Source organism: Nonomuraea roseola, assembly GCF_039535395.1.
Taxonomy (GTDB): Bacteria; Actinomycetota; Actinomycetes; order Streptosporangiales; family Streptosporangiaceae; genus Nonomuraea; species Nonomuraea roseola.
On sequence record NZ_BAAAXC010000015.1, the window covers coordinates 936,072 to 953,306 of the forward strand.

A 17,235-nucleotide genomic window follows, 5' to 3' on the forward strand; every position below is an offset into this window, starting at 1 on the left:
GCCACATGCCACACCCGGCCGTAGCCGGCGGCCTCGCACAGATCCCTGCTCGCCGTGACCTTGACCGTCACCGAGCAGTTCGATTCCCACCCTGACCGTGTCGGTGACGGTGACGGTCTCTTCGCCGATCGTGATCCGGGGCGGACTTTCCCGCTTCTCCTTCCACCGCACCTGAGGATCACCGCCGTTGAGCAGGCAATTCATAGCGGCCTGGTAGACGCCGTCCTCCGGCTCGGCCAGAAGGTCGGCCACCACGGGATGGGCGCGCGCAACCGTGACGACGGTGACGGCGGTCAGCGTCGGCGTGTCCACGTTGGTGTTGTGGATCGTGACGGTTCAGGCGAGGAAGGCGCGCAGGAGGGCGGCGGTGCCCTCCAGGTGCTCGGCGACCGCTCTGCGCGCGCCGTCGGGATCTCCCGCGAGGATCGCCGCCACGATGGCCTCGTGCTGGATGGCCGCGTGTTCGATGTTGACCTGCAGCATCGGGATGGCGTTGAGCAGGTCGGTGACACGGAGGCGGGCGTCCGCGCAGGTGGCGGCGAGCAGCGAGGAGCCGGTGAGTTCGGCGATCGACAGGTGGAAGGCCGTGTCGAGGCGCCGGTACTCGTCGGGGCGCGCGGTGTTCAGCTCGGCCAGCCGTCCGAGGAGAAGGGCGCGCTGCGTCTCGTCGAGCGGGGTGGAGGCCAGCACCTGGGCCGCCCCGCACTCCACCGCCATTCTGAAGGTGAGCGCGTCGGCGAGCGAGTCGGTGCCCATCTCGGCGACCGCCTGACGCAGGTCTCCCGTGCCGGGAGGCGGCGGCGCGTAGGTGACGAAGGCGCCGCCGTAGCGCCCCCGGCGTACGTCCAGGTAGCCGGCCTCCTGCAGCGCGCGGATGGCCTCACGGAGAGTGACCCTGCTGATCCCCAGCTGGACGGCGAGCTCCCGCTCGGGAGGAAGCTTCTCGCCCTGCGCCACCATGCCGAGCTTGATCGCCTGGAGCAGCCGTTCCACGGTCTCCTCGAAGGCGTTGCCGGCCCTCACCGGGCGCAACACCGTCAGCGGGTTCAAGTCCACCCCTCTTGACTCTGACTTGCCAATGGTCTAACACTAGCCCAATAACGCGGGAGGGTGACTGTGACGGCTGGCTTCCTTTCCATCGACGAGTTGCGCGACGAGGTGGCAGCGGGGCGGATCGACACCGTCCTGCTGGCTCTGGTCGACATGCAGGGCAGGATGCAGGGAAAGCGACTCTCCGCGAGATTCTTCCTTGACGAGGTGCTACACCACGGGTCAGAGGGATGCAACTACCTCCTGGCCGTCGATGTCGACATGAACACTGTCAACGGCTACGAGATGTCGTCATGGGAGCGCGGTTACGGCGACTTCGTGATGAAGCCCGATATATCCACGCTTCGGCGTATCCCCTGGCAGGAGGGGACGGCCCTGCTCATGGCCGACCTCACCTGGGAGGACGGCTCCGACGTGACCGCCTCGCCCCGCCAGATCCTGCGCAGGCAGCTGGCCAGGCTCGAAGAGCGGGGCCTTTCCGCCTACGTCGGCACCGAGCTGGAGTTCGTGGTCTACGACGACAGCTACGAGGAGGCCTGGCGGCGCGGCTATCGCGACCTGTCGCCCGCCAACCTCTACAACGTCGACTACTCACTGCTCGGCACGGCCCGCATCGAGCCGCTCCTGCGCCGCATCAGGCTCGAGATGGAGGGCGCGGGCCTGTACGTCGAGTCGGCCAAGGGCGAGTGCAACCTCGGCCAGCACGAGATCGCCTTCCGTTACGACGAGGCGCTGCGCACGTGCGACAACCACTCGGTCTACAAGAACGGCGCCAAGGAGATCGCCGCCCAGGAGGGCAAGTCGATCACCTTCATGGCCAAGCCGAACCAGCGCGAGGGCAATTCCTGTCATATCCACATATCGCTGAGGTCTGTGGACAACTCGCCCATCATGGCGGGGAGCCAGCCGTACGGACTGTCGGAGACAGGAGCGCGGTTCATCGCAGGGCAGCTGGCCTGCCTGCGAGAACTCACCCTCTTTTACGCTCCGAACATCAACTCCTACAAGCGGTACGTGCCGGGCAGTTTCGCCCCGACCGCGGTCAAGTGGGGTGTGGATAACCGCACGTGTTCGCTCCGTCTCGTGGGGCACGGGCCCTCGCTGCGCGTGGAGAACCGCGTGCCGGGCGGCGACGTGAACCCCTACCTCGCGGTGGCCGCGCTCATCGCGGCGGGACTGCACGGCATCGACAACGAGCTGACGCTGGAGGAGCCGTTCACCGGCAACGCCTATGCCAGCGGTGCCGAGACCGTGCCGCACACGCTGCGTGACGCGCTGGCGCTGTGGGAAGGGTCGAAGCTGGCCCGCGAGAGTTTCGGCGAGGACGTCGTGGCGCACTACGCCAACAACGCCCGCGTCGAGTTGGCCGCCTTCGAGGCGGCCGTGACGGACTGGGAACTGTTCAGGGGATTCGAGAGACTTTGAAGATCATCAATCCGGCGACCGAGACCGTCGTCGCCGACGTCGAGTTCGCCGACGCGGCGGAGATCGACAGGGCGGTGGAGCGTGCCAGGGCCGCCTTCCACACCTGGCGCCAGGTCTCGCCGGGCGACCGCGCCCGCCTGCTGAGGCGCTTCGCCGAGCAGGTCGACGCGCACGCCGAGGAACTGGCCCAGCTGGAGATCGCCAACGCGGGCCACACGATCGGCAACGCCCGCTGGGAGGCGGGCAACGTCCGCGACGTCCTGCACTTCTACGCGGGAGCGCCCGAGCGCCACCACGGCCTGCAGATCCCCGTCGCCGGCGGCATCGACGTCACCTTCCTCGAGCCCCTGGGCGTGGTCGGCGTGATCGTGCCGTGGAACTTCCCGATGGTCGTCATGACCTGGGGTGTCGCCCCCGCGCTCGCGGCGGGCAACGCGGTGATCGTCAAGCCCGCCGAATGGACACCGCTGACCGCGCTCAGGCTCGCCGAGCTGGCCCTCGAGGCGGGCCTGCCCGAAGGCGTGCTCCAGGTGCTGCCAGGAGCGGGGGAGGTCGCGGGCGCCCGCCTCGTCGAGCATCCGCACGTCGCCAAGATCGTGTTCACCGGCTCCACCGAGGTCGGCAAGCAGATCGCCGCCACCTGCGCCTCGCAGGTCAAGCGCCTCACCCTCGAACTGGGCGGCAAGTCGGCCAACATCGTCTTCGCCGACTCCGACCTGGACAAGGCCGCCGCCACCGCCCCCTACGCGGTCTTCGACAACTCGGGCCAGGACTGCTGCGCCAGGTCCAGGATCCTCGTCGAGGCCTCCGTCCACGACGACTTCCTCGCCCTGCTCTCGCAGGCCGTCCACAACGTCAAGGTCGGCGACCCACTCGACGAGAGCACCGAGATGGGGCCGCTGATCAGCGCCGAGCACCTCGACAGGGTGCGCGGCTTCGTCGAAGGCACCCCCTACCTGCAGGGCTCGTGCCCCTCGGGGCCCGGCTTCTGGTTCCCTCCCACCGTCCTCACCTCCTCCGTCACCGACCGCGCCTTCACCGAGGAGATCTTCGGTCCCGTGGTGTCCGTCGTCCCGTTCACCGACGAGGCCGACGCGGTGCGCATCGCCAACGACACGCCGTACGGCCTGAGCGGCTCCATCTGGACGCGCGACGTCGGGCGGGCCCTGCGCGTCGCCAGGGCGGTCGAGGCGGGCAACCTGAGCGTGAACTCCCACTCCAGCGTGCGTTACTGGACACCGTTCGGCGGCTTCAAGCAGTCGGGGCTCGGCAGGGAGCTCGGACCCGACGCGCTGGCCTCCTTCACCGAGACCAAGAACGTCTTCATCGCCACCAACTGACCACCGCCCCCGCGCAGGGCAGAGCAACCGAGAGAAGGACACATGCAGCGTTTGCAGGACCGCGTCGCCGTGATCACCGGCGCGGGCAGCGGCATCGGCCTGGCCACCGCGCGCAGGTTCGCCGAGGAGGGCGCGAAGGTGGTCTGCGTCGATCTCGACGAGCCCAGCGGCGCCAAGGCCGCCGACGAGGTCGGCGGCCTGTTCGTCAAGGCGGACGTCACCAGCGAGGACGACGTGGTCAGGATGTACCAGACCGCGTTCGACGCCTACGGCAGCGTCGACATCGCCTTCAACAACGCAGGCATCTCCCCTCCCGACGACGACTCCATCCTGGAGACCGGCCTCGACGCCTGGCGCCGGGTGCAGGAGGTCAACCTGACCTCCGTGTACCTGTGCTGCAAGCACGTCATCCCGTACATGCGGCACCAGGGCAAGGGCTCCATCATCAACACCGCCTCGTTCGTCGCGGTGATGGGCTCGGCGACCTCCCAGATCTCCTACACCGCCTCCAAGGGCGGCGTGCTGGCGATGTCGAGGGAGCTGGGCGTGCAGTTCGCCCGCGAGGGCATCAGGGTCAACGCCCTGTGCCCCGGCCCGGTGAACACGCCGCTGCTGCAGGAGCTGTTCGCCAAGGACCCCGAGCGCGCCCAGCGCCGCCTCGTGCACATCCCTGTCGGCCGCTTCGCCGAGGCCACGGAGATCGCGGCCGCGGTCGCCTTCCTTGCCTCCGACGACGCCTCGTTCATCACCGGCGCCGAGTTCCTGGTCGACGGCGGCATCTCGGGGGCGTACGTTACTCCGCTTTGACCGTCCCGTCCGAAGGCGAGATCCTTCACGGGTTCCTGCTTCACCGCCGACCGCCCGCCGGAGAGAACTCTCCTTGAGGTCTTCCATCAGCTCCACAGGCGTTTTGCCTGTCCGCCAGCCCGGCGGCCAGGATGTTCTTCGCAGCGTTGACGTCCCGGTCGTGCACCGCGCCACAGGCGCACGTCCACGACCGGACGCCGAGAGACAGGTCCCCCCGCACGAGCCCGCAGGCCGAACAGAGCTTGGAAGAGGGGAACCAGCGGTCGATCACCACGAGCTCTCGTCCGTACCAGGCCGCCTTGTACTCCAGCATGCTGCGAAGGCCGCGCCAGGCGGCATCGGAGACGGCACGGGCCAGCGATCTTCTCTTGACGAGGTTGCGGACGGAGAGATCTTCCACGGCCATCACTTGGTTCTCGCGAACAAGCCGTGTCGTGATCTTGTGCAGGTGATCATGCCGCCGATCGGCCATCCGGGCGTACAGGCGGGCCACTCTGCGTTGTGCCTTGGCGCGATTGGCCGAGCCCCTCACCTTCCGGGCCAGGTCTCGTTGCGCCCTGGCCAGTCGCCTCCGATCGAGCCGCTCGGTCCTGGGGTTGACGATCTTCTCTCCCGTGGAGAGCGCCGACAGGCCCACGTCCACGCCCACCGAAGCCGTCACCGACGCCAGCGCTATGACCACCTCCTCGATCAGCGGGGACACGAACCAGCGACCGGCACTGTCACGCGAGACCGTGACGGTGGACGGCCGAGCGTTCTCCGGCAGCGGCCGCGACCAGCGGACGTCGAGCGGTGCGTCCATCTTGGCGAGCTTCAGCACCCCAGAGGCATAGGTGAAGGCCGACCGCGTGAACTCGGCGCCGGCTCTCGACTTCTTGAGAGACTTGAACGCCGGATACCCGGCTCTTCTCGCGAAGAAGTTGCTGAACGCATGCTGCAGATGACGCAGGGCCTGCTGCAGAGGAACGCTCGACACCTCGTTGAGAAAAGCGAGTTCCTCGGTCTGCTTCCACGCGGTCAGCGCCGCGGAGGACTCCCCGTAGGAGACACCTCTGCCGTCCAGGACATAGGAGCGGCTGCGGAGCTCAAGCGCCTTGTTGTAGACCAAGCGCACGCATCCGAACGTCCGCGACAGCATGTCGGCCTGCGCGGGCGTGGGATAGAAGCGGTACTTGTAGGCCCGTTCGACGATCCGTGCTACCCCAGCATCCTAGTGACGAGCACTTCGGTTGGATGAAAGTCGTGATGAACAGACCCTTGATCGGCATCACCTGTTACGTCGAGCCCGCGCGGTTCACCGTGTGGGACATGACGACGGCGCTGCTGCCGTACATGTACGTGGAACAGGTGGCGCGCGCGGGCGGGCAGCCGGTGATCCTGCCGCCCGCCGGGGACCTCGCCTCGGTCGTGGGCAGGCTCGACGGGGTGATCCTGGCGGGCGGGGGTGACATCGACCCCTCGCTCTACGCGGAGACGCCGCACGAGCGCACCGGCTTCGTCCGGCCTTTCCGCGACTCGGCGGAGTTCGCGCTGGCCGACGCCGCGCTCAAGGCGGGGCTGCCCTTCCTGGGCATCTGCAGGGGGCTGCAGGTCCTGAACGTGACGCTCGGCGGCAGTCTGCACCAGCACCTGCCCGACGTGGTGGGGCATTCGGGGCACGCGCCCGCGCCGGGCGAGTTCGGGCACATGCCGGTCGGTGTCACGCCCGGCAGCCGCATGGCGGAGATCGTGGGCGGCGACCCGCTGACCGTCCCGCACTACCACCACCAGGCGATCCGCCGCCTCGGCGACGGGCTGCTGGCCACCGCGCACGCCGCCGACGGCACCATCGAGGCGGTCGAGCTGCCCGGGCACCGCTTCGCCCTGGCCACGCAGTGGCACCCCGAGGCGGCGGAGGACGGCGCCCTGTTCCGCGCCCTTGTCGGGGCCGCCGGTTAGCCTCTCCTGACGCGCCTGCACGTCCTGCCCGTGCCGCACGGGGCGTTCGACGGATGGGACGAGTACACCCGCAGGCGGAAGGCCCATCCTTCGGTGTGGGACACCTCGCCGCTGGAGGGCGCCGATGTCTCCCTGGTCGGCCGTACCCCAAAGCGGTGATCCTGGAGGAGGCGGGCCACATGGCCCATGTCGACCAGCCGGAAGCCTGGCTGACGGCGGTCAGGGGCTTCCTCGCCTGGTGAGTTCGATAACGTCGCATCCATGCGGCTTCATGTGGGATGGGTCAAACGCTGCTCATAGCATGGGTTCTGACCTGCAAGGTTGTCGTGAACAGTCGGTTGAGGGTCCCATCTACGGGAGAGCGGAAGATCATCAACCCTCTCAGCCGAATCTCACGAAGAGTGACCGTCATCCCGAGTTGTGCATGTGCACGCGCCGCGCGCGTCTGCACGTAAGGGCCACGTTCAGGGCGTGCACGTGCACATGCACGAGGCCCGAATGAGTCACGGAAGGTGACATTCGAGCCATCGCTCCCCTTGTCAACGAGAACGGGATCCTGCCGTCGTTCACAGGATCCCGTTTCGTTTCATCGTTCGTTCGTTTCTTCAATGGTCAACAGTCGCGCCAGACGACGTGCTCCTTCCTGGCTTATGGACGTTCTGAATGTGCTGGTCACTCGTCTCAAATGGAACGCGCGCTGCGCTTCGTTTCTTCGTTCAGTCCGCCGACAGGCGGTCGCCTCCTCGATTGATCCATTGTCGTTTGCGGAAGTCGTCAGATATCACCTCCCTCCCAGGTGAGAGGGTTGTTGGGCATTCCTCCTTCCGTTTGTCGCAGGGACCTTTCAGCTACGCTGCGTGCTTGTCTTCGTCTTCGTCTACGGACGAATACGGCCCCTACGCGTGCAGGCGCGCGCGAGGCTGGTGGACGTAGACGATCACCGTCCGTGATGATCGGCCATGCGCGGCGTGTCTCTCCCTTCAGGTCGCCCATCGATATATCCGGATACGCCGCACTCGCGACTGTTCCCGTCCCGCAGGCCCTCTGAACGCGCGCGGAGGGCCCAAACGTGCCATCGGGGCATTGGTGCCTGCATTGGTCCTCGCCACGACCCTGAGCGACTCCTGGAGCCTCAGGATCACCTGCACATCCCGGCGGGACTGGCGTACGGTAGGGATCAACGATTTCCCTCTCGCGTCTCGGGTACTCACATGGCAGAGAACCAGGATGATCACGGGTCGCCCGCCCCCATTCCGCCATGGGCCATTCGGCTACGGACCAAACGAGAATCAAACCTCTGGTCACAGACGGATATGGCTGTCGCACTCGCGGAAGCAGCCGACGAAAGAACCCGAACTCAACTACCCAAACGAGAAAGCCTTTGCCGCAACATCAGGGCCTGGGAATCGGGATCGGCCATGCCCGGCGCGCTCTACAGCATGCTTTACGCACGCGCATTCCAGATGGATCGAGACGAACTCTTCGCCGATGACATTCAAGCCACCGAGATCACAAACAGCGCATCATGCGAGAATGATCGTGAAGGAATGGACTCGACACGACGCAGTCTCCTGATGGGAGGTTTGGCCTCCCTGGCGTTCCCCGCCCTGGGTCTGGATGAGCTCAGACACATATCGGCCATGCTTCTGGATGCGCATCGCTACACCGACCGCGAGATTGTGCACTACTTCGACAGGCAACTCGATTTCTGCGCCGACCGCGATGGGCGGTTCGGGCCACGACAAACCCTCCCCATAGTTCTCGGGCTGCTCGCTGCGGTAGAGAGATCCGGCACTGAAGCCAAGTCGAATATCCGCAGAGAGGTCTTCGGCATAGGAGCACAGGTCGCGGAATTCGCTGGGTGGCTCTATCGAGACATGGCGATGCTGGAGCAGGCTAGCTACTGGCACGACCGAGCAATCGAGTGGGCGCAAGTATCCGGAAACCTGGCCATGCAGGGCTACGTGTTGCTGAAGAAGAGCCAGGTCGCCTGGGACGATCGGAACGCCGTTCGGATGATTACCCTCGCCGAAGCCGTTCAGGACGGGCCATGGCGTATACCTGTCCGTGTGCGTGCGGAGGCCATCCAGCAAGAAGCAAGGGCACAAGCGATGCTGTCTGGAAAAGCCGATCTCATTGACCGAAAGATCGACTTGGCTCGCGAAATGCTGGAGAACGCCAAGCACGATAGCCAACGCTCAACAGAAAAGATTTCGCCGCACTACGACGATGCTCTCTTCGCTGCACAAGTGGCGATCTGTTACACAGAGGCAGGAAGATACCAGCACGCGAGGAGCCTGTACGATGAATGGCTCTCTGAGGACATGTTCTCGCGGCGGGATTACGGATACTTCCTGTCGCTCAAGGCCGGTACATGCGCTGCTCTACACGAGCCTGACGAGGCATCCGGTCTAGGCATCAAGGCTCTGGCTCTGGCGCGCGAAACGGGCTCTGTCCGCACAGCGCGGGAAGTCTCCCGTCTTGTCGGAATGCTCGACAGATGGCGGACAAGGGAATCCGTCCAAGAGCTACGCTCGATAGCTGGAAGCTAGTCGGCTTCCGTCAGCCATTTTGCGATCTCGTCGATGACGAAACTCTGCCATGCTTGTGTTTGCGGATCGCTGTACCGAGGATCATCGTGGATCGCGATCCCGTGCTGTGCCCCATCGATTTCCAGCAATGTCGCGTTGCCAGCCATGAGGCTGACCGCGCTCCGGGAGGATTCGATGGGTATAAACGTGTCCTGCGTTCCGTGAATGATCAGAGTAGGCACCGAGATATGCCTGAGAGCTTTGTGTGGTTCGACATGGAAAACCTCGTTGAGTAGCGCCCGTCCAAGCTTGAAGGTTGGGGAATGTTCTATCGAACCCTTTTCCTCAAGCAGGTTTCCGGCTTCCATGTCAATGCGGTCATCATTCCAGTACGGCTTGTCGTCGACGAAACGCCTTTTGTAGTCGAGGAGAGGATTGATGAGTGTCAACCGGCGCACCAGGGCAGGATTGCGCGACGTGTAATAGGCCGCGATGCCGCCTCCGAAGCTTGCGCCAATGATATTGGCCTTGGCGCTTCCTGTCGCGTCGCGCACGTGCGTGACAGCCGCATGAATGTCGTTCGCGACGCCAGAGATGGTCAACTCTTCCTGAGTTCCCGAACTCTCGCCATGTCCCCGAAAGTCGAAACGAAGAGATGGGGAGCCAGCACGAGCCAGCCCTTCAGCAAGGCGTGTGAAGAAACCACCCTCATCACGATTCACGCCACCACCGTGCACAAGAACAGTTGGACTGGTTGCTGCATGTTCGGGAACAGTAAGTGTCCCGATCAAATCCAATCCATCGAGACTCCGGAACCTAGTGGTGCGAGCGCTGATCATGTTGTCGCCTTTCGCTGGATGGCGTTCACCTCATCATCAACGACGAGCCGCTTGGGCTCAAGCGTGGTGACGACGTGTCATCGTCTCATTGTCTCGTCTCAGCGCGCATTCGCTGCCTACGCGCGCAGACGCGCGCGAGGTGTGAGACGGTGAGACGATCACGCACAGCGACAGAAGCCAGCCGGGGTGGCCATCGCGGGGTCGCCATTCAAAGCGAGTCGGCACATCGATATCTGCGCTCATAAATTCGCGCGGCCAGATAGATGTGATATAGCTCCGTCGCCGTGTATCCGTCTGCATTTTTCCGCGTGTCCAGCTCGAAGTGATCCAGGAATTGGACCTTGGAGAGCGGCGGCGACAGCGTGGCATGGTATTCAGCCAAACGCCCCACTCTGTCAATAAGGCTCTTCTGGGCAGGCATCGCCGACCGCCTACTGCGGCACTATATCGGCCGAACCATGGCCGCTGGCTCTGACTTCGAGGTATCGGCGGGATACGCGGCGTGCGGTCGTCCATGGGTCCAAAGCCGGATGGAATGCGTATACAGGCCTTCCGGTGTTCTCATTGGAACGGCCCGTTCGCCACCAGAAGCACAGTTGCCCGTTGATCACTCCGCACCACACGAGCAGATCAACCCACACACTCAGGGCCGCCACGCCATCTCCGGCATGAAGATCTGCCGCGATGTTCAGCGAGCGCAGCTCGTCACGGAGCGATTCGCATGAATCGACTACTGCGTCTGAATTGACTGGCACGCATTAATCAAACTGCCGCGTGATCGGTCTGGCTAGAGGAGGTAAGCGGAGAACGGCGGAGATCAGCGGAAGGGGTGCCGTCCAAAGCGGGGTCTCGGGGCAGACGGGCTAGAGGGTGTTCTGATCGATGTCGATGCGACCGTAATCGAATACACCGGTCGCGGGAGACTCGGCCGCTTTGATTCTTATCGCCGCGAACAGAAAGCGCAGCACGGCATTGAGCCTTTCGTGTTTTCCCGCTTGTTCGAGTGCTTCCCAGGTGGCGCGGGCATCCGGGCCGACCATTCCTGCGAGCACTTCGACGGCAGGCCGCACTATGGTCTTGTCCTGGATCTTCTTGATGCGCTTCTCTACCGCCCTTCGCATCTCACGATATTCGGCAGTGTCGATCTCCCGACTGTCCCACATGTCTTTGAGTTCTGAGAGTTCTGTTCGTTCGGCTTCTATCGCTGCTTCGTCCTCTTCCGAGAGAATAGCGGCCCTCTCTCGTCCGGTGATGTCAAGACGTTCCAGAAGATCAATAGCTGCGTCCTTGACGAATGATTCGAGAGTGACCGCACCTATGCTGCGGAAACAGCGAGTGGACTTGTCGGGGTTCCTGTGCGAGCCGCACAGGTAAACGGGCCTGCTTTCAGTCATGGGCCTCCCGACCATGAGGCGTCCGCAAGCAGTGCAGTAGACGATTCCCCGGAGGAGGTAGAACCTGGTCCGCGTGTGGGTTTCTTTGAAAGCGGCGGACCGGAAGGAGCGTCGTTCCTGCGCTTCGCGCCACATACCCTCATCGATGATCGCGGGCCATGTCCCTTTGCCGATCTGCTTCCCTCTGAACACCATGATCGCGGCGACGTGAGTGGAATCGATCACGTTGAGCAGGGTATTGAGACGCCAGAGCTTTCCTTGAGCAGTTTTCACGCCGCGCCGGTTGAGGTCTTCCACCATCTGGAACGGCGTCATGCCATCGAGGAAGCTCTCGAATATCCAGCGGATTACCTTGGCTTCTTCTGGGATGACGTCCACTGCGTTCGGCGCATATCCGTAGCGCCGCCTGCCGCCGGTTTTCGGCTTGCCGTCCCTCGCTCTGTCCAGCATCGTGGCTTTTACCCGGCGTGAGGTGTCGTCTGAGGATCGGCAGGCGTGCGCCACCTCGATACGAAGAAAGAACCTGTCGTCAGGGTCGGACAAGTCGCGGCGATTGGCTTCCCCATGCAGCGTGATCCCGTGCTCGTCGGAGATCGTCAGCAGCTCTTCTAAGTCCCGTGGTTGACGCATGAGCCGGTCGGGATGGTAGGCGATCACATGTGTGATCCCTTTGCGCATCGCAGCGAGGAGGGAATCCCATCCCGGGCGCTTCCTGTCCCGCGTCCACGCGGAGCGATTATTGTCGATGAAGATGTTCTTGGGGTTCACTATGAGCCCGAGACGTTCAGCGGTCGCGAGGCAAATCCGCTCCTGCCGGTCCACGCCTGTTTGATCCTCATCGCGTACGTGGGAAATGCGGCAGTAAATCGCCGCTTCCTGTCCGCGCCATGCATCGCGATTTCGTCGGTCTTCGTCTGGATGGGTGAGCCTGGCCAGGCTACGGTGTCTTCGTGACTGTTCTCGATCTTCTAAACCCATGAACCCACGCTACAAACTGCATGTGGGATGCGCGATGTGGACGCTCGCGCCATGGCAGGGGCGTTTCCTGCCGTCTCCGCTGCCTCAAGGCGAGCGCCTGCGGGCCTACGCGTCCTGGTGTGACGCGGTGGAGGGCAACACGACGTTCTACGCGACACCGGCGCGCAGCTCGGTGGAGTCGTGGGCGCGGCAGACCGACCCGACCTTCCGCTTCGTGGTGAAGCTGCCCAAGCCGATCACGCATGAGCGCCGCCTCACCGGCGCCGAGGAGGAGCTCCGAGCGTTCCTCGAGGCGATGGAGCCGCTCGGACCCCGGGCCCACGCCCTGTGGATCCAGCTGCCCGGATCGTTCGCTCCGACCGACCTCGGCGCACTGGCCGGCTTCCTGCGGGGGCTTCCCCGCTCGCACAGGTACGCCGTGGAGGTCCGCCACCGCGCCTTCTTCGACGACGAGCGCTCCGAACGGCTCCTCGAGCGGGTTCTGGCCGACGCCGGCGCCGAGTGGATCCCCTTCGACACCACCACGCTCTTCCAGAGCCCTCCGACCAGCGACGCCGAACGCGACGCCTGGACGAAGAAGCCCCGCGTGCCGCGCAGGTCGCGCGCTCTCACCGACCGCCCGATCGTCCGCTACCTCGGAAGGGACTCCACGGAGCGCACGGTCGAGGGGTGGCGGCACTGGGTCGGCACGGTCACCGAGTGGCTGCGCGAGGGCCGCTCCCCGACGGTGTTCATCCACACCCCTGACAACGCCGACGCCCTTCCGCTCGCCCGCCGCTTCCACGACGAGGTGCGCGCGGAGCTCCCCGAACTCGACCCCCTGCCCGACCCCCTGCCCGTCGAGCCCCTGACCCTCTTCTGAGCCCGCCCTTGCCGAGGCCCTCCTCCGCTCACGCCGGCGGCCGCGGGGCGATGCCTTCGATCTCCACGAGCAGGTCCGAGCGGCAGATGTCCACGGTGAAGTAGACGATCTCGGCCGTGTCGGAGAAGGCTTCGGCGCACGCGGTGCGGACGGCCTCGAGGTCCTCCTCGCGTCGGACGTAGACCTTGACGTAGCGGAGGTCCTTCAGGGTCCGGCCGTCGTCGATCCCGTGGGCCAGCAGGTTCTCCCTGCTCAGGACCTTCGCCATGTTGGCGAGGGTGACGTCGCACTGCTTGGCGACGTCGCCCTCGTGGACCGTCTCGTGACCGAGGATGCTGGCCGTGCCGGCGACGAAGATGTCGCCGGCGCCGTCGAGGCCCGGGGGCGAGAGGGAGGTGGCGCGCGCGAACTTCGGCGGGCGGGGGCCGTACCTGTGGGGATAGGAGGGAGCGGGAACCTGCAGCGGATTCTCCAGGTGGCGAACCCGTCCGCTTCTGGAGGCCAGCAGGTACCAGCTGATGCCACCGCCGAGAGAGCCGATCCCGGTCGCGGCGGGCATGTCGCCGGACGGCCCGAGACGGCGGTCCACCGCCTCCGCCCTGCCGAGGCAGAAGTCCCTGTAGATCTCCATGCCGTCGGCGTTGGCGCCATTGATGTCGTCGATGAAGTGCCAGATCCGGATGACGTGCGGATAGCCGAGCTCGCCGATCAGGTCGAAGGCCGCCCCGTAGTCCTCGCGCACCGGCTCGCGGTAGGACCCGCCTTCCGGGATCTGGCCCGCGCAGAAGAGGTACTCGCCGTCGTGGGCGTAGGCGAGATCCTGGTACATGCCCGGCGTGGGGGGCGCGTCCGTCTCCCACACCTCGGTGACCAGGGCGCTCTCGTCACGGGCAAGATGCACGCCCATGTCGGCGACGCCGTCGCGGACGGCCGGGGCGCGGTGATGGTCGAGGAAGGCGACCCGGCCCAGGAGGTGTCGCCCTGAGGGCGGCTTCTCGTGGGGCCGGACCAGTCGGCTACGCAGTCCGTTCGGGTATGTCGCCATCGGTGCCGCCTCCTGCCGGTCAGCCCGCTGCCCTGGCCCGTAAGTCTCGCCTGCTGAGTTTGCCCGTCGAGGTTCGTGGGAGCTCGGTGACGAAGACGATCTCCGACGGCACCTTGTACCAGGTCAGCTGCTTCTTGGCCGCGTCGGTCAGCTCGCCGCGGATCGTGGCGTGGTCCGACTCGTCGCCCTTGGCGATGAGGTAGGCGAGCAGCTTCGACGTGCCGTCCTGCGCCCGGGTCGAGCAGACCGCCGCTTCGAGCACGAGCGGATGCCGCGCGAGCACGTCCTCGATCTCGGCGGGGTGCACGTTCTGCCCACCGACGATCTCGATGTCGTCGGCTCTGCCGAGGACCCGGAGGTAGCCGTCGTCGTCCATGGTGGCGGTGTCGCCCGTGGGCCACCAGCTGCTCTCGCCGTGGCGAGGGCTCTCCGCAGGGGAGCCGATGCCGGGCGCGATGGTGGGCCCCGCGACCTGCAGGTTGCCCTCGGCGCCTGAGGGGACGGGCTCGCCCTCGTCGTCGACCAGCTGTATACGGAAGGGTGGCAGCGCCCTGCCCACGGTGCCCTCCCTGGTCTCGGACGGCGGGCTCGCGGCGAAGACCTGGCCCACCTCCGTGGTGCCGAGAACGTTGAGCAGCCGTCCCCCGAGCACCTCGCGCAGGGCGCCCTCCAGGGCGGGGGCGAGCACCTCTCCGGCCGTGATCGCCAGCCGGAGACCGGCGAGCGGCGAGAGGTCGGGCTCGGCCAGCAGCCTCGCGTAGAAGCTGGGCTGCGCGTAGAACACGGTGACGCCGAGATCGCGGATCGCGGCGAGCGCCTCGGCGGGCGTGGGGCGTCGCGTCGTGAGGACGGCCGCGCTCCCGCTGAGCAGCGGGTAGAAGAGCGTGTTGCCGAGCCCGTAGGAGAAGTACATGCGGGACACGGAGAGGCTCACGTCGCCGGGCCTCAGGTCGAGGACGCTGCCGAACGCGGAGTCGAAGACGTGAGGGTCGCCGTGCGTGTGGAAGCAGAGGCGGGGGCGGCCCGTGGTCGTTCCCGAGGTGAGCAGGGCGATGCCGGGCGTGTCCTGCGCGCAGTCGGCCACCGGCGGCACGGCGGTCTGGTCCTGCTCGGCCCTGATGAGGGCGGGTGTGACGGTGGGGCCGTCGAAGACGTCGGCGACGCGGGGGTCGGCGACGATGAGCCTAGCTCCGGCGAGCTCGGCCGTCTGCCGCAGTTCGTCGGGGTGGAGGTCGGTGTTCACCAGGGCGACGATCGCGCCGAGGCGGAGCGTCCCGAGGATGGTCCAGATCAGGTCCATGCCGTCGGGCAGGGAGGCCAGCACCCGCTCGCCCCGGCGTACACCTGAGGCCGACAGGTAGGCCGCCATCCGGTCGGCGCCCTCGAAGACGTCGGCGTAGCGGTGGACGGCGCCGTCGGCGAGGTAGGCGTGGCGCTCGAGCCACCCCTGTTCACGAGCGATCCTGGCAAGATGTTCGGCGAGATTGTCGGTGCCCGTCATGGAACAGCTCTCCTCCGACCGTCATGATCGTCGCGAGCTTTCTACAGCGGCCGGTGGAGTGGCGTCAAGAGCCGTGAAAAGGTGGAGGCGGCCACTGGCTCCCTGACCGCCCGCTGTCCGGATGGGCTTCCTGAAAAGCTGTCAGCATTCGATGACGTTGACGGCCAGGCCGCCGCGTGAGGTCTCCTTGTACTTGTCGAGCATGTCGCGCCCGGTGTCGCGCATCGTCTTGATGGCCTTGTCCAGCGACACGAAATGCTGGCCGTCGCCGCGCATCGCGATACGGGCCGCCGCGATCGCCTTGATCGAGGCCACCGCGTTGCGCTCGATGCACGGGATCTGCACCAGCCCGCCGATCGGGTCGCAGGTCAGGCCGAGGTTGTGCTCGATGCCGATCTCCGCGGCGTTCTCCACCTGCGCGGGCGTGCCGCCCAGCACCTCCGTCAGCCCGGCCGCGGCCATCGAGCAGGCCGAGCCGACCTCGCCCTGACAGCCGACCTCGGCACCGGAGATGGAGGCGTTCTCCTTGAACAGCACGCCGATCGCCGCGGCGGTGAGCAGGAAACGCACCACGCCGTCGTCGTCGAAGCCGGGCACGAACTTGGCGCAGTAGGTCATGACGGCCGGGATGATGCCGGCCGCGCCGTTGGTGGGCGCGGTGACGATCCGGCCGCCCGCGGCGTTCTCCTCGTTGACGGCCAGGGCGTACAGGCCGACCCAGTCCATCGCGTGCAGCGGGTCACGCTCGGCCGACTCGGCCTGCAGCTTGCGGTGCAACTGGTGGGCGCGGCGCTTGACGCGCAGCCCGCCGGGCAGCACGCCCTCCTTGCCGATGCCGCGCCGCACGCACTCCGACATCACCCGCCACAGGGTCAGGATCTGCTCGCGGATCTCCTGCTCGGTGCGGCCGAAGGCCTTCTCGTTCTCCAGCATCAGCCCCGAGATCGACAGGCCGGTGTTGGAGCAGTGCTTGAGCAGCTCCTCGGCGCTGGTGAACGGGTGCGGCAGCACGGTGTCGTCCGGCTTGATGCGGTCGGCCCCTGTGGCGTTCTCGTCGACGACGAAACCGCCGCCGACGGAGAAGTAGACCTTCTCGCGCAGCTTGTGCCCGGAGTCGGAGAAGGCGGTGAAGCGCATGCCGTTGGGGTGTTCGGGCAGCGAGATCTTCCGCTCGAAGATCAGGTCCTCGCCGACGACGAACGGGATCTCGTGCTCGCCGAACAGCTTGATGCGTCCGGCCTCGCGCATCTGGGCCAGGCGGGCGTCGACGGTGTCGACGTCGACGAGTTCGGGCTTCTCGCCCGACAGGCCGAGCAGCACGGCCTTGTCGCTGCCGTGGCCCTTGCCGGTCAGGCCGAGCGAGCCGTACAGGATGGCCTCGACGCGAGCGGTCGGCTCCAGCAGCCCGTCGGCCTGCAGGCCGCGGGCGAACTTGTGCGCGGCGGCCATCGGGCCGCCGGTGTGGGAGCTCGACGGGCCGATACCGATCTTGAAGAGGTCGAAGACACTGATCGCCATTGATACA

General features: G+C 66.0%; 14 protein-coding genes and 1 pseudogene. 7 read left to right on the forward strand and 8 right to left on the reverse strand.

Annotated features, from left to right (window positions below; all coding sequences use genetic code 11):
- Positions 1 to 102: 102 nt before the first annotated feature.
- A pseudogene (locus ABFX55_RS49995) lies at positions 103 to 327 on the reverse strand (DUF6185 family protein); the annotation flags it as partial.
- Between the two features lie 9 nt (positions 328 to 336).
- The gene (locus tag ABFX55_RS27430; RefSeq protein ID WP_221241898.1) at positions 337 to 1,041 is read right to left on the reverse strand and encodes a FadR/GntR family transcriptional regulator; all 705 of its coding nucleotides are present in this window, start codon (positions 1,039 to 1,041) and stop codon (positions 337 to 339) included.
- A gap of 75 nt (positions 1,042 to 1,116) precedes the next feature.
- Between ABFX55_RS27430 and ABFX55_RS27435 the strand changes: the two genes are divergently transcribed.
- From ABFX55_RS27435 to ABFX55_RS27445, 3 genes are read left to right on the forward strand one after another with little or no spacing between them, the layout of a single operon-like run.
- Complete coding sequence (locus ABFX55_RS27435; protein WP_346125614.1) at positions 1,117 to 2,475, forward strand: glutamine synthetase family protein; 1,359 nt, start codon at positions 1,117 to 1,119, stop codon at positions 2,473 to 2,475.
- Positions 2,472 to 3,815 carry an aldehyde dehydrogenase family protein gene (locus ABFX55_RS27440; RefSeq protein ID WP_346125616.1) on the forward strand — a complete coding sequence of 448 codons (1,344 nt, stop codon included), beginning with the start codon at positions 2,472 to 2,474 and terminating at the stop codon, positions 3,813 to 3,815. The genes ABFX55_RS27435 and ABFX55_RS27440 overlap by 4 nt, the downstream gene beginning before the upstream one ends.
- A 42-nt stretch (positions 3,816 to 3,857) precedes the next feature.
- Positions 3,858 to 4,622 (forward strand): 3-oxoacyl-ACP reductase, encoded by a 765-nt coding sequence (locus tag ABFX55_RS27445; protein ID WP_346125618.1) that lies wholly within the window; start codon positions 3,858 to 3,860, stop codon positions 4,620 to 4,622.
- Between the two features lie 40 nt (positions 4,623 to 4,662).
- Here the strand turns inward: ABFX55_RS27445 and ABFX55_RS27450 are convergent, their stop codons facing one another.
- Complete coding sequence (locus ABFX55_RS27450) at positions 4,663 to 5,760, reverse strand: RNA-guided endonuclease InsQ/TnpB family protein (protein WP_346125620.1); 1,098 nt, start codon at positions 5,758 to 5,760, stop codon at positions 4,663 to 4,665.
- Between the two features lie 107 nt (positions 5,761 to 5,867).
- Here ABFX55_RS27450 and ABFX55_RS27455 point away from each other — a divergent pair, with 107 nt between their 5' ends.
- The 3 genes from ABFX55_RS27455 to ABFX55_RS27465 all read left to right on the forward strand — a co-directional run bounded on the left by ABFX55_RS27455 (position 5,868) and on the right by ABFX55_RS27465 (position 9,112).
- On the forward strand, positions 5,868 to 6,560 hold the full coding sequence (locus ABFX55_RS27455; protein ID WP_346125622.1) for a gamma-glutamyl-gamma-aminobutyrate hydrolase family protein: 693 nt from the start codon (positions 5,868 to 5,870) through the stop codon (positions 6,558 to 6,560).
- Positions 6,561 to 6,590: 30 nt separating this feature from the next.
- Positions 6,591 to 6,719 carry a hypothetical protein gene (locus ABFX55_RS27460; protein ID WP_346125624.1) on the forward strand — a complete coding sequence of 43 codons (129 nt, stop codon included), beginning with the start codon at positions 6,591 to 6,593 and terminating at the stop codon, positions 6,717 to 6,719.
- Positions 6,720 to 7,771: 1,052 nt separating this feature from the next.
- Complete coding sequence (locus tag ABFX55_RS27465) at positions 7,772 to 9,112, forward strand: NsdA family TPR-like regulatory protein (protein ID WP_487047402.1); 1,341 nt, start codon at positions 7,772 to 7,774, stop codon at positions 9,110 to 9,112.
- Here the strand turns inward: ABFX55_RS27465 and ABFX55_RS27470 are convergent.
- On the reverse strand, positions 9,109 to 9,930 hold the full coding sequence (locus tag ABFX55_RS27470; protein WP_346125628.1) for an alpha/beta hydrolase: 822 nt from the start codon (positions 9,928 to 9,930) through the stop codon (positions 9,109 to 9,111). The genes ABFX55_RS27465 and ABFX55_RS27470 overlap by 4 nt on opposite strands.
- An 863-nt stretch (positions 9,931 to 10,793) precedes the next feature.
- The gene (locus tag ABFX55_RS27475) at positions 10,794 to 12,302 is read right to left on the reverse strand and encodes a recombinase family protein (protein ID WP_346125630.1); all 1,509 of its coding nucleotides are present in this window, start codon (positions 12,300 to 12,302) and stop codon (positions 10,794 to 10,796) included.
- Between ABFX55_RS27475 and ABFX55_RS27480 the strand changes: the two genes are divergently transcribed.
- Complete coding sequence (locus tag ABFX55_RS27480; protein ID WP_346125632.1) at positions 12,301 to 13,164, forward strand: DUF72 domain-containing protein; 864 nt, start codon at positions 12,301 to 12,303, stop codon at positions 13,162 to 13,164. The genes ABFX55_RS27475 and ABFX55_RS27480 overlap by 2 nt on opposite strands.
- Positions 13,165 to 13,192: 28 nt before the next feature.
- On the opposite strand, the gene ABFX55_RS27485 is transcribed toward ABFX55_RS27480, so the two are convergent.
- The 3 genes from ABFX55_RS27485 to ABFX55_RS27495 all read right to left on the reverse strand — a co-directional run bounded on the left by ABFX55_RS27485 (position 13,193) and on the right by ABFX55_RS27495 (position 17,228).
- Positions 13,193 to 14,209 carry an FkbO/Hyg5 family chorismatase gene (locus ABFX55_RS27485; RefSeq protein WP_346125634.1) on the reverse strand — a complete coding sequence of 339 codons (1,017 nt, stop codon included), beginning with the start codon at positions 14,207 to 14,209 and terminating at the stop codon, positions 13,193 to 13,195.
- A 19-nt stretch (positions 14,210 to 14,228) separates the two neighbouring features.
- Entirely contained in the window at positions 14,229 to 15,710 is a 1,482-nt protein-coding gene (locus ABFX55_RS27490) for a class I adenylate-forming enzyme family protein (protein WP_346125636.1), read from the reverse strand.
- 141 nt (positions 15,711 to 15,851) lie between these two features.
- Positions 15,852 to 17,228: an L-serine ammonia-lyase gene (locus ABFX55_RS27495; RefSeq protein ID WP_346125638.1), complete on the reverse strand. Its 1,377-nt coding sequence runs from the start codon at positions 17,226 to 17,228 to the stop codon at positions 15,852 to 15,854.
- Positions 17,229 to 17,235 lie beyond the last annotated feature (7 nt).